This window comes from Fibrella aquatilis (assembly GCF_017353255.1).
Classification (GTDB): Bacteria; Bacteroidota; Bacteroidia; order Cytophagales; family Spirosomataceae; genus Fibrella; species Fibrella aquatilis.
Map to the genome: position 1 here is coordinate 41,977 of NZ_JAFMYU010000022.1, position 12,080 is coordinate 54,056.

The following is a 12,080-nucleotide window of genomic DNA, read 5'->3' on the forward strand; positions in this document are numbered from 1 at the left end:
TATGAAACACACTACACCATTAGTTTTTCTTCTTAGTATGCTGGCTGCCAGCGCAATAGCTCAGTCATCTGCCGATATTCCGGTGGGGAGACGAATCTTTCTGAACAGCGTATTGGGTATTTCGGCACCCGGCTTTTCGGACCTGAACGCCTCGCTGAGCAAAGCCGGTTTTCTGCCCTTGTCGGGCGTGTATTTTGCGCGGGGGGCCGGGCTGATGACGGTCTTTCCGAAGGCGCGGCTCGCAACGATTGTGAATTTCTCATCCTACACCGGCACCGCCACCGACGCCACCCGGAGTAGCTGGGCGCGGGGCACCACGGCGGGGGCTTCGCTGGGGGTCCTGGCCCGCAACACCGACCGTGTGCAGATAATCCCCTACGCGGGGCTGGCCTACTCATGGTTTGGTACGCGTCTGGCGAAAACGGCCCCGGTTAGCACGGCGTTCGATGGCTACATCAACGGCCCGACCAATCAGCAGTACATTGGTAATGAGCAATTTATGGGTAACGTTGGCCTGCACGTCGGTAAGCCGGGTATCGGGCGCGGGGCACTGGCGCAGAAAATCTTGGTCGGTCTGCGGGCGGGCTATATGTTTCCGCTGGCGCAACCCACGTGGCAAACCAATGGCGTAACCCTCAGCGGTGGGCCTTCGGCCAACACGGGCGGTACGTACCTGCACCTGGTCATCGGCAGTTCGTTATGAATCGGTCCGGTATCTACCTGCTATTGGGCGGGCTGCTGTTGGCCTTCGCCGCCGAGGCGCAGACTGATTCAGTTGAGCGTCGGCCCGGTATTTACTTTCCGCAGGCCCCCAAACCGGGGCAGTGGCGGCGGTCGATGGGCGTGACGTTTACGGTGGCCCCGCCGGAGTTGACCGAAGAACTTCGCATCAGCATTCCCGCCGCCGATTTCAATATTCAGCGCGGGCTGGGTCGCCACCTATACCTGGTGGGACGGGTGCAAAGTCAGTTGGTGCAGAGCAGCGGCACCATCGGCATTCGGTACGCGCTGCCCCTGTCGAAGCGGTTTTTCGTGTCCGTCGGCGACGATATGAACGGCTGGTACGGCTTTCTGAAAATCAAGAATGTGTTCGACAGCTACGCCGTGGGGCTGCAAAATTACCCCAACGTGTCGATTGGTTTTCGGCCCGCGTCGGACCTGCAATACACGCTGAAAGCGGAGGCGATTCTGGATCTGTACTACCGGTCGGCGGCGGGCGGACTGGACGTTGAGCAGCGGGGCAGTTCGCGCAACGGCTACGCGTTTACGTTCGTGCTGGAGCAGCCGTATTACCACAAACGCCACGTTTCGGTGGGCATCCGGGCGGCCTACACCCGGTTCAACTGGCAGTTCTGGGCACTCTACAGCACGTTTGACAAGCGGCTGTTTTACCCCGAACTCCTCTTCAACTTTATCCACTAATGCGATCCTTACTCCTGATTCTGGCTGGTTTGCTGCTGCTCGCCATCGGGTGCCGCCCCGTTTATGAGGCACCCATCCCGTATGATTTCAGCAATAAACCCGGTAGCGGCCAATTCAGCCCGGCCATCCGCCGCAGCATGGAGGGCGTGTATGCCGTGTCGGGTGGCGGCGGGCCGTTTGGTCGTCAGGTAGCCCTAAAATGGTCTTACATCAACGACGGGGCCGATAGCGTTCACGCGCTAACGATCCTGACGGGGGTTGATGCCGGTTTTTTCAACCTCGAAATCAACCAGACCGCCGACAGCCTGAGCCTGACGGGTTTCTGGCGGAAGCTGGTCAATCAGGGCACGGGACAGGCCGCGTTGTCGCTGCTTCGGAAGCGGCGGGGGCAGGTGGTTCCCTACAAAGGCCCGGCCTTGGCGGGCGACACGCTGATGCTGCGGGGTACGTTCGATACGGGTACGTCCTCGCCCCGCCAACCATTGACGTTAACGTACCTGCGCCCGCTGAACCCCAAGCCGTTCGAGGTGATTGCGCACCGGGGCGGCGGACGTACCGCCGATCTGTTGGGCGTATCGGAAAACACGCTGGCGATCCTGCAGCGGGCGGCGCGGTTCGGGGCCACGGGCGTTGAAATCGACGTTCGCTATACCAAAGACAGCGTCCCGGTCCTGTACCACGATAACCGCTTGAACCAGCGGCTCATCCAGAAAAACGGCCTCAGCGGCGGCATCAGCGACTACACCTACGAGCAGGTACAGACCTCGTTCCGGCTGCTCTACGGCGAACAGATTCCCACGCTGGAACAGGCCCTGCGAACCATTGTAGACAATACTGACCTCCGCTTTGTCTGGATCGACTCTAAGTTTACTGGTTCAATGGTTCGGGTGCAGACGTTGCAACAACGCTTCGCCGAACGTGCCCGGCTGCGGGGGCGGCGGCTGCAAATCGTGATTGGTTTGCCCGGCACCGAGGCGGTCGAGGCGTACCGGGCGTTGCCCAACAAGGCCAACACGCCCATCCTTTGCGAACTGGAACCGGCCCTCGCCCGCGAACTAGGAGCCGCCGTCTGGGCACCCCGCTGGACACTGGGACCACAAACCGACGAGGTGAAAGCGATGCAGGCCGAAGGTCGCCGCGTGTTCGTCTGGACGCTGGACGACCTGCTGTTTCTGGAAAAATTCAGTAACCAGGCCAACCTCAACGGCATCCTGTCCAACTACGCCCCGGCGGTTGCTTACTATCACTACACGGCGCAATAGATCTATGAACACCAAACTCAAGATCGCCTGCCTGCTGAGCTTGCTCCTGCTGGAACTGCCGGGCTGGGCGCAGTTTTCGCCCCCGACGGATACCACGGGCGGCAAACGGGGTGCGTACCACGTCGTGCTGACGGTGGGCGGGGGCGGCTCCGTGTACCGCTCTGCTATCGGCATTCCCCCCGCCTGGCAGAATACCGAGGCCAACTACGCCGGTACGTCGTTTACGGTACGCGCCCTGTGGCATCCCGATCACCGATTCCGAACGGGGCTCGAAACGGGGCTGACGACGTTCTATTCCTACAAAGGCACCATTAATGGCGAGGCGGCTTCGGTCAGGGTATCAGCCATACCGATTTTGCTGATCTACCAGATGCCGCTGGCCTGGCACACAGGTACCGAGCGCAGTTTGTTGCGGCGCGTAGCTGTGACGGCAGGGCTGGGGGCGTACCTGATCCGGTCGCAGCTTACCTACAAAGGGACTGTCAACTCGCAGGAAATCAGTGCGGGCTGGCTGGGCGGCGTTTCCTACACGCAACCGCTCACCAACAGCCTGCGCCTCGCCGCCGAGGTACGTTGGCTGAACCCCACCGCTACCCGCGAATCTGATTTTGCCGTTCAGGCGCAGGTACTTTGGCGCGTGCTGTCGTGGTAACTGCTTCACTATCAACGTATGAAACATCAACTACTGCCCTTTCTAATCGGGTTCGCCACGTACCTGACCTGCCCGGTCGCCTGGTCGCAAACCAGCCCATTGTTCGAGAAAAAGACGGGCTTTTCCTCCCTGACCGAACGGTGGGAACTGGACTCGACCTCGCGCCGGGGTACGTTCCTGCTGACGCCCTACAAGCCCATGTACGTGACCGCCGGGCGGTGGTCGAACGACCCCAACGGGCAACCGGTAAGCGAAAACCCCGACTACAGTTACCCCATTGATATCCCGCTGGGGCGGTATGAGGCCCGTTTTCAGTTGAGTCTGAAGGTAAAAGTGCTTCAGGGCATCTTCGGCAAAAACGGCGATCTGTGGGTGGGTTACACCCAGAAATCGCATTGGCAGGTTTATAATACGACCTTCTCGCGCCCCTTCCGCGAAACAAACTACGAGCCGGAACTGATGCTCAACTTCGCCACCAACTTTTCGGTGTTAGGCTTACGTACCCGGATGTTGGGCGTTGCCCTTACGCACCAGTCTAACGGGCGGGCCATACCCCTGTCGCGAAGCTGGAACCGGGTCATTTTCCAGGCCGGTTTTGACCGGGGCAACTGGACGGTGCTGCTGCGCCCCTGGCTGCGACTACCCGACAGCGAGGATGAAAACCCGGCCATCGTCGACAATATTGGCCGAGGTGACGCCACGGTGATCTACCATACCGGACGGCATCTGTTTTCGGTGCTGGGAAGCCATTCGTTGCGGGGCGGGGCCAACAGCCGGGGACAAGTCCAGTTCGACTGGACGTTTCCTGTCACGTGTAATCTACGCGGCGACCTTCAAATCCTACACGGCTACGGAGAAACCCTCATCGACTATAACCACAGTCAAACCACCATCGGCGTGGCCGTTTCGCTTGTTAACTGGTTGTAGATGAGGCTATCTTAAGCACCCTAGGGCTATGCCCCAGGCAGATGATGCAATCCCTTCAGGGTTGAGTAATAAGTCAACCGCCCACCATAGCCCTGAAAGGGCGTTATCAGTACTACGGGGCAACGCCCTGGGCTACCTCCCGCTTCACCTTCGACTGGGTGTAGTACTCGATCAGGTCGGCTACCAGGCCTGTCCAGCCGGTTTGGTGGTTGGCGCCCAGGCCGCTACCATTGTCGCCGTTGAAGTACTCGTAGAAGAGAAGCAGGTCCTTGAAATTGGGGTCAGGCGTGAAGCGGTTGAGGGCACCCATGGCCGGAATCTGACCCGTAGCATCTACGCGGAAGAGGCTTATGAGGCGTTCGGCCACCAGCAGCGCGGCTTCTTTAATGCTCATCACCTGCCCCGAATGCGTGGGGTATTCCACCTCATAATCGTCGCCGTAGTACTGGTAAAACTTCAACAGCGAATCGACCAGCAAAAAGTTCAGCGGAAACCAGATCGGCCCGCGCCAGTTAGAATTCCCCCCAAAAATGCTCGTTTCCGACTCAGCAGGCACGTAACGCACCCGCAGCAGTTCGCCGTTCATATACAGTTCGTAGGGCTGCTTCTCGTGGAATTTCGATAGTGCCCGGATGCCGTAGTCTGAGAGAAACTCGGCCTCGTCGAACATGCGGCGCATGAGCATTTTCATCCGGTGGCCGCGCAGCAGACTCAGCAGGTGGGTAGAGCCTTTGCCCGGCTCGTGCCAGCGGCTCACCAGCGACGCCAGGTCGGGGCGGTTAGTGAGCACCCACTCCAGCCGCCGCCGGAAGTCGGGCAGTTTCGAGAGTAACTCATCGTCGATCACCTCCACCGCAAATAGGGGAATTAGCCCCACCATCGACCGGATTTTCAGCAGCCGCGCCTGTTTGTCAGGCGTGTGGAGGATGTCGTAGTAGAACTGATCTTCTTCGTCCCAGAGGCTAATATGCTGTTTGCCCAGGTTGTTCATGGCCGAAGCGATGTGCAGGAAGTGCTCGAAAAACTTGCTGGCCATGTCCTGATACGACGGACGCACCAGCGATATTTCGCAGGCAATGCGCAGCATATTGAGCGTATACATGGCCATCCAGCCCGTGCCGTCGGCCTGCTCAATGCGCCCGCCCATGGGCAGTGGCTGACTCCGGTCGAACACCCCAATGTTGTCGAGGCCCAGGAAGCCCCCGCCGAAGATGTTGTTGCCCTCTACGTCTTTGCGGTTCACCCACCAAGTGAAGTTCAGCAGCAGTTTGTGGAAGACCCGCTCCAGAAACGCCACGTCGCCCACGCCGTTGGCCTGCTTGTCGATCTCATACACTTTCCAGGTAGCCCAGGCATGCACGGGCGGGTTCACGTCCGAAAAATTCCACTCATAGGCCGGGATCTGCCCGTTGGGGTGCATGTAGTATTCGCGCAGGGTCACGGCCAGTTGCCGCTTGGCAAAGTGTGGGTCGATGCGGGCGAGCGTGAGCGTATGAAAGGCCAGGTCCCAGGCCGCAAACCAGGGGTATTCCCACTTGTCGGGCATGCTCAGGATGTTGGCCGTGTACATATGCCGCCATGTTTCGTTGCGGGCATACACGCGCCCCTGAAACGGTACGGGCATTTTTGGGTCGCCCTTGAGCCACTCGTTGACGTTGTAGTAGTAGAACTGCTTGTTCCAGAGCATGCCCGCGTAGGCCTGCCGCTGAATGTTCACCAGGTCGGCACCGGCGTTGGGGCCGTGGTGGGCGTTGTGCTGAATCTGTCCGTAAAACGCATCTGCTTCGGCCAGACGCTGGGCAAAAATGGCATCAAAATCCACAAAGGGACTGGGTGCGCTGGGCTGGGTAAGCTGCGTTTGGTCGCTAAACCGCAGCCGAATTTGGGTACTGCCCCCGGCAGGCACTGTTCGCGTATACCGCGCAGCCGCTTTAGTGCCAATGCGGTTGGGGTTTACGTATTCGGGTCGCCCCGTGATGACGTAATTGTTGATCGCGTCTTTGGGATAGGGCGTGCTATTAGGCCTGCCGTAGAGACGTTCGGTGTTGGTTTCGTTTTCGCAGAACAGCAGTTCGTCGGCACCCTCGCAGTAGAGTTTGTACTTGCCCAGTTGCCGGTGGTTTACCTCGATCTGGTTGGTCGAGATGCCCGTGAGCATTGGCCGAACGCTATATTGCTCGTAGCCCCACGACCAGGTGTTTCTGAACCAGATGGTGGGCAGCAACGTCAGCGGGGCGGCCACGTCACTGCGATTATGGGCCGTCACGGTCACCAGCCAGTCATTTTGGTCGGCTTTGGCGTATTCGATATAGATGTCGAAGTACTCGTTCTGGTCGAAAATACCCGTGTCGTGCAACTCATATTCCGGCTCCTGACGGCTCCGGCGCATGGTTTCGATTACCAACTTGTTATAGGGGAATTCCTGCTGCGGGTACTTATACAGCATCTTCATGTACGAATGCGTCGGGGTGCTGTCGAGGTAATAATACAGTTCTTTCACGTCCTCGCCGTGGTTGCCTTCGGGACCGGTAAGTCCGAAAAAACGCTCTTTCAGGATGTTGTCTTTGTGATTCCAGAAGGCCAGCGCAAAGCAGATATGCCCTTTGTTATCGGCGATGCCGCCAATGCCTTCTTCGCCCCAGCGGTAGGCGCGGGAGCGGGCCATCTCGTGGCTGACGTGGTTCCAGGCATCGCCGTAGGCACTGTAGTCTTCGCGGACGGTGCCCCAGGCGCGATCGGACAAATAGGGTCCCCATTTTTTCCAGCCTTTATTATCGGCCCGGTCATAAATCCGCAACTTCTCAGCGTCTGCCTGCATATCGTGTCAATAGGATTCGTAAACGGATGATGAAGCGCAAATCCATTTCCAAAAATACAGGCTGTAGCACGATTCATGGACATTTCCTCAAAAAGTGCAGCAAAATGGCCTGTAAATCAAGGGTTAACTTACTTTGAGGTAACGGGTGGGGGTCGGGGCTGGTTTTGGTAGCGCGAAGCCACACCACGGCGCGAAGCTACGCTTGCCTCTAGTGAACATCACTTCAACTCGTTCGATAATGAATATGGAAAATCACCCGCCTGGGTGCCGCGCTGTTTGTTGGGCATGGCGCTCATGTCAACGTCGAGGGTAGCGCCCTGCATGAGGGCGGTGTGGCTCAGCCAGTTTTTTGAATACGGTTTGCCGTTTATTTTCAGGCCGTTGACGTAGCGGTTTTGGGTGCTGTTTTTGGGTGCGTTGATCACCACTTTCCTGCCGTTTTCGAGCGTCATAATCACTTTGCCAAACAGTGGTGCGCCCAACACGTATTGGTCCGTGGCAGGGCAGACGGGGTAGAAGCCCATTGCCGAAAACACGTACCAGGCCGAGGTTTGGCCGTTGTCTTCGTCGCCGCAGTAGCCGTCGGGGGTGGGCAGGTAGAGGCGGTTCATTACTTCGCGGAGCCAATACTGCGTTTTCCAGGGTTCACCGGCATAGTTGTAGAGGTAAATCATGTGCTGAATGGGCTGGTTGCCGTGGGCGTACTGACCCATGTTGGCAATCTGCATTTCGCGGATTTCGTGGATCACGCTGCCGTAGTAGCTGTCATCGAAAACGGGGGGCAGAATAAACACCGAATCGAGCTTGTTGGTGAAGGCCTTTGGTCCGCCCATGAGGCCAATCAGCCCCTGCACGTCGTGGAACACCGACCAGGTGTAGTGCCAGCTGTTGCCCTCGGTGAAGGCGTCGCCCCATTTGAAGGGGTTGAATGGGGTCTGGAAGGAACCGTCTTTGTTCTTGCCGCGCATCAGTCCGGTCTGTTTGTCGAACAGGTTGCGGTAGTTCTGGCTGCGTTTGGCAAACAGGTCGATCTCGGCTTTAGGGCGGTTCAGCTTTTTCGCCAACTGGTAGATCGTGAAGTCGTCATAGGCGTATTCCAGCGTCCGGGCGGCGTTTTCGTTGATCTTCACGTCATACGGCACGTACCCCAGTTCGTTGTAATAGGTGGCCCCGCGCCGACCTACGGCATCGAGTGGACCCTCGTTATTACTGTTTTTGACCAGGGCTTCATACAACGCATTGATGTCGTAATTCTTGCCACCTTTCAAATACGCATCCGACACCACCGACGCCGAATTGGAGCCAACCATCACGTTGCGCAGGCCGGGACTACCCCATTCGGGCAACCAGCCGCCTTCTTTGTAGGCATTGGCCAGGCCCTCCTGCATGTGGGCACTGAGGGTGGGATACAACAGGTTCAAAAACGGAAACAGCGACCGGAACGTATCCCAGAAACCAGTGTCGGTAAACATGTAGCCGGGCCGTACCTCGCCGTTGTAAGGGCTGTAATGCATCACGTTCCCGGCGGCGTCCATCTCGTAGAATTTACGCGGAAACAGCAGCGCCCGGTACATACACGAGTAGAAGGTGCGGTACTGATCGGGGGTGCCGCCTTCTACCTGAATACGCCCCAGCACAGTGTTCCAGGCCGTTTTTGCTTTTTGCTTCACCGTCTCGAATTCATCCTTGCCGATCTCGTTCAGGTTCAGTTCGGCCTGTTCGGGACTGATGAATGAAGAAGCTACCCGTGCGTGGACTACTTCGCCTTTGCGCGTTTGGAAACCCACTACGGCCCCCGCCTGATCGGCCTGAATTTCAAGCAGGTCATTGGCCCATTTGCCGTTCTGCCACACCGCGTGCCGGGCAAAGGGTTTGTCGAACACGAGCACGAAGTAATTCTTGAAATTGGCCGGTACGCCGCCGCTGTTTTTGGTGGTGTAGCCCACAATTTTGCGTTCGCCGGGGATAATGCGGACGTACGAGCCTTTGTTCAGGGCGTCGATGACCACCTGCGCACTGTCGGTTTTGGGGAACGTGAACCGGAACGACGCCGCCCGCTCGGTGGGGGCAATTTCGGTGGTCACGTCATGGTCGGCGAGGTAGACGGAATAATAATACGGCTTGGCTACTTCGGCTTTGTGCGAAAACCAACTGGCGCGCTGCTCTTCCACAAAACGGGCCCTGCCGGTCATGGGCATGATCGAAAACTGACCGTAGTCATTCATCCAGGGCGAGGGCTGGTGGGTTTGTTTGAACCCCCTGATCTTGTCGGCGGCGTAGGTATAGGCCCATCCGTCGCCCATGCGGCCGGTTTGGGGCATCCAGAAATTCATACCCCAGGGCAGGGCCACGGCAGGGTAGGTGTTGCCGTTGGAGAGGCTGGGCTTCGAGTCGGTGCCCATCAGCGGGTTAACCCATTCCACGGGGTCGGCAGCGGGACGGGCGGGTGGGGTCTGGGCGGTGGCAGCGAGAGCAGTCAGCAACAAAAACGACGTACAGAATTGGCGCATGATGGCTTGAGTAAAAGGAACGCCAAGATACGCCACCCGTGCGTGGCTGTTCTGCCCCATTGCTCCCGGTTTGGCTCCAACACTGCGTTACTTATTCTGTGGTGACCCTAGGTCTAAAACAGTAGCCTACCCGGCTGGTTAGCTATAGACAACCAATATGACTATGATCGACTACCTGTTCGGTGACTTACTCCACGACGATAAAACCCTCACTGCTTTCCAGATTGTGGCGCGGGCCCTGCTGGTGGCTGTCGTTGCCCTGCTTTGCGTCCGCGTTACGGGGCGGCGCGCCTACGGCCTGAAAACGCCGTTAGACAACGTTATAACGTTCCTGCTGGGTGCCACTCTCAGCCGCGCCATCGTTGGCGACGGGGGATTTGTAGGCATCGTGGCGGGGTCATTGACCCTGGCCTGCCTGCATCGACTTATCGCTTACGTTAGCTGCCGGAGCGATGGCTTCCGCAATTTCATTAACGGCAAAAGTCAGATACTCTATGAACAGGGTATTTTTCAGGATACCAATTTGAAAAAGAGCCTGGTAGCCCCTAAAGAACTGGAGGGCGTCGTACGCAAAGAAACTAACCTCGACTCGCTGGACCTGATTCAGAAAGCCACCATGGAGCCAAGCGGTGAGGTGAGCATTGTGCTGAAAGACGGCTACAGCCTGCCAAACCGCGCATAGGCCTGTTGCTCAAGGCTTTCGCGGTGGTCGGGATGGGCTATATTGATGAGCAGCCGCGCCCGCTGCCGCAGGTTCTGGCCGTATAAATCGGCGATGCCGTATTCCGTCACGACGTAGTGGACGTGGGCGCGGGTAGTGGTCACGCCCGCCCCTTCTTTCAACAACGGCACGATCTTACTCAGTCCTTTGCTGGTAGTAGAGGGCAACGCAATAATGGGTTTGCCTCCTTCGGAGAGGGATGCCCCCCGCACAAAATCCATCTGCCCACCCACGCCCGAATACTGCATCGTGCCAATGGTGTCGGCGCACACCTGCCCGGTCATGTCGATCTCGATGGCGCTGTTGATAGCCGTCACTTTCGGATTTCGGCGAATGATGGCCGTGTCGTTGGTGTAGCTTGCCTGCTTCATAGCCACGGCGGGGTTGTCGTCGATGAAGTCATACACCCGCTGACTGCCCATCACAAAACTCGACACGATGCGGTAAGGAAGCACGGTCTTGTATTCGCCGGTGATCACGCCGCGCTCGACCAGGTCGATGATGCCGTCGGTAAACATTTCGGTGTGAATACCCAGCCCCTTGTGGTGAATCAGTTCGGCCAGGGTAGCGTTGGGAATGCCGCCAATACCTAGTTGCAGCGTGGCCCCATCCTCCACCAGCGAGGCTACGTATTGCCCTATTTTACGGTCGGTGGCGTCGATCTCGGCGGGTTTTACTTCATACATTGGCTCGTCGACTTCCACCGCTGCGTGCAGCATCGACACCGGAATGAGTCCGTCGCCGTGGGTGCGGGGCACGCGCGGGTTCACCTGGGCAATGACGTATTTGGCCGCCCGGATAGCCGACAGCGACACATCTACCGACGGCCCCAGCGAACAATACCCGTGCGCGTCGGGCGGCGACACCTGGATCAGCGCTACATCGACGGGCAGGATTTTTCGGCTAAACAGCAGGGGCACTTCGCTCAGAAACACGGGTACGTAGTCGCCGATGCCCTGCGCCAGCGACCGCCGCATATTGGCCCCAATAAAGAACGAGTTGGGCCGGAAGCTGTCCTGGTGTTGCGGTTCAAGATAGGGTAGGGGGCCTTCGGTGTGGATGTGGCAGATCTCCACGTCGCGGAGCCGGTCGGCCTGCGCTACCATTGCCCGGATGAGCACGTGCGGCGTCTGGGCTACGCTGTGAATAAACACCCGGTTGCCTGATTGTATGGCCGAAACCGCCAGTTCGGGTGTGGTGTAGGGGAGGGGCATGGGGGAAGGGATTATGTCTAATTGTTTAACGTTCGACGTCTAAAGTTGGCTGGCGCAGGAGTACGCTTGCGCCAGCCAACTTTAGACCCGCAGCGGCGGACCGCTTAGTCGTTAGACGTTAAACCTTAGACTGTCATTCCCTCGAAAAGCGGCGCGTAGTCGTCTGAGAGGGTAACCTGAATTTTGTGCAGCTCGCCGGGCGTGACCAGCTGACGGAAGACCTGCATAAACTGGTGGGTGAACTGTTTTCCCTGTTCAGGATCAACACCGAGTTGGTCAGCTACGCGGTCATAAAACTCGGTGAGCTTAAAGCGCTCCCCCTGATCGCGTTCCTCGGCGGGAATCTCGCGGATTATGTCGAGCAGGGGAGCAGGCAGTTGCGCACCCATATTGTCGGCGGCGTTGCCAGCAAGGTGGTGAGTAAGGGTGTGCAGAAATGCCCGCGTGATGTCGAGCACTTCCGACTCGGTAGTCACGCCAAGTTTGGCTTTGGCCTCGTGGATGAATTCTGGGTACTGCATAATGTTGATAGATCAAAAGGATTGTGCTCTATC

General features: G+C 58.1%; 10 protein-coding genes. 6 read left to right on the plus strand and 4 right to left on the minus strand.

All coding sequences use genetic code 11. From position 1 onward, the window contains the following. Position 1 precedes the first annotated feature (1 nt). Genes J2I48_RS22155 through J2I48_RS22175 form a run of 5 tightly spaced genes read left to right on the plus strand, consistent with a single transcriptional unit; the run spans position 2 to position 4,263 of the window. Positions 2 to 703, plus strand: coding sequence for a hypothetical protein (locus J2I48_RS22155; protein WP_207337693.1), 702 nt, complete (start codon positions 2 to 4; stop codon positions 701 to 703). Beyond that, positions 700 to 1,422: a hypothetical protein gene (locus J2I48_RS22160; RefSeq protein WP_207337694.1), complete on the plus strand. Its 723-nt coding sequence runs from the start codon at positions 700 to 702 to the stop codon at positions 1,420 to 1,422. The genes J2I48_RS22155 and J2I48_RS22160 overlap by 4 nt, the downstream gene beginning before the upstream one ends. After that, positions 1,422 to 2,684, plus strand: coding sequence for a glycerophosphodiester phosphodiesterase (locus J2I48_RS22165; protein WP_207337695.1), 1,263 nt, complete (start codon positions 1,422 to 1,424; stop codon positions 2,682 to 2,684). The genes J2I48_RS22160 and J2I48_RS22165 overlap by 1 nt, the downstream gene beginning before the upstream one ends. Positions 2,685 to 2,688: 4 nt before the next feature. After that, positions 2,689 to 3,336, plus strand: coding sequence for a hypothetical protein (locus tag J2I48_RS22170; RefSeq protein WP_207337696.1), 648 nt, complete (start codon positions 2,689 to 2,691; stop codon positions 3,334 to 3,336). A gap of 18 nt (positions 3,337 to 3,354) precedes the next feature. Continuing rightward, a complete protein-coding gene (locus J2I48_RS22175) occupies positions 3,355 to 4,263 on the plus strand; it encodes a phospholipase A (RefSeq protein WP_207337697.1) in 909 nt (302 codons plus the stop codon). 112 nt (positions 4,264 to 4,375) lie between these two features. Here the strand turns inward: J2I48_RS22175 and J2I48_RS22180 are convergent, their stop codons facing one another. Next, a complete protein-coding gene (locus J2I48_RS22180) occupies positions 4,376 to 7,081 on the minus strand; it encodes an MGH1-like glycoside hydrolase domain-containing protein (protein WP_207337698.1) in 2,706 nt (901 codons plus the stop codon). 218 nt (positions 7,082 to 7,299) lie between these two features. Next, positions 7,300 to 9,591 (minus strand): GH92 family glycosyl hydrolase, encoded by a 2,292-nt coding sequence (locus J2I48_RS22185; RefSeq protein ID WP_207337699.1) that lies wholly within the window; start codon positions 9,589 to 9,591, stop codon positions 7,300 to 7,302. A gap of 163 nt (positions 9,592 to 9,754) precedes the next feature. Between J2I48_RS22185 and J2I48_RS22190 the strand changes: the two genes are divergently transcribed. Then, entirely contained in the window at positions 9,755 to 10,273 is a 519-nt protein-coding gene (locus J2I48_RS22190) for a YetF domain-containing protein (protein WP_207337700.1), read from the plus strand. Here J2I48_RS22190 and J2I48_RS22195 read toward each other — a convergent pair. Further along, positions 10,249 to 11,526, minus strand: coding sequence for an acetyl-CoA hydrolase/transferase family protein (locus J2I48_RS22195; protein WP_207337701.1), 1,278 nt, complete (start codon positions 11,524 to 11,526; stop codon positions 10,249 to 10,251). The genes J2I48_RS22190 and J2I48_RS22195 overlap by 25 nt on opposite strands. Before the next feature lie 125 nt (positions 11,527 to 11,651). Continuing rightward, complete coding sequence (locus J2I48_RS22200) at positions 11,652 to 12,047, minus strand: DUF2267 domain-containing protein (RefSeq protein WP_207337702.1); 396 nt, start codon at positions 12,045 to 12,047, stop codon at positions 11,652 to 11,654. Positions 12,048 to 12,080: the final 33 nt, after the last annotated feature.

What these genes read in the sequence shown, in the direction of transcription:
- J2I48_RS22175 (WP_207337697.1), top strand. Translation starts at nt 3,355, where the DNA reads ATGAAACATCAACTACTGCCCTTTCTAATCGGGTTCGCCACGTACCTG.
- J2I48_RS22195 (WP_207337701.1), bottom strand. Translation starts at nt 11,526, where the DNA reads ATGCCCCTCCCCTACACCACACCCGAACTGGCGGTTTCGGCCATACAA.
- J2I48_RS22160 (WP_207337694.1), top strand. Translation starts at nt 700, where the DNA reads ATGAATCGGTCCGGTATCTACCTGCTATTGGGCGGGCTGCTGTTGGCC.
- J2I48_RS22165 (WP_207337695.1), top strand. Translation starts at nt 1,422, where the DNA reads ATGCGATCCTTACTCCTGATTCTGGCTGGTTTGCTGCTGCTCGCCATC.
- J2I48_RS22185 (WP_207337699.1), bottom strand. Translation starts at nt 9,591, where the DNA reads ATGCGCCAATTCTGTACGTCGTTTTTGTTGCTGACTGCTCTCGCTGCC.
- J2I48_RS22170 (WP_207337696.1), top strand. Translation starts at nt 2,689, where the DNA reads ATGAACACCAAACTCAAGATCGCCTGCCTGCTGAGCTTGCTCCTGCTG.
- J2I48_RS22180 (WP_207337698.1), bottom strand. Translation starts at nt 7,081, where the DNA reads ATGCAGGCAGACGCTGAGAAGTTGCGGATTTATGACCGGGCCGATAAT.
- J2I48_RS22155 (WP_207337693.1), top strand. Translation starts at nt 2, where the DNA reads ATGAAACACACTACACCATTAGTTTTTCTTCTTAGTATGCTGGCTGCC.
- J2I48_RS22200 (WP_207337702.1), bottom strand. Translation starts at nt 12,047, where the DNA reads ATGCAGTACCCAGAATTCATCCACGAGGCCAAAGCCAAACTTGGCGTG.
- J2I48_RS22190 (WP_207337700.1), top strand. Translation starts at nt 9,755, where the DNA reads ATGATCGACTACCTGTTCGGTGACTTACTCCACGACGATAAAACCCTC.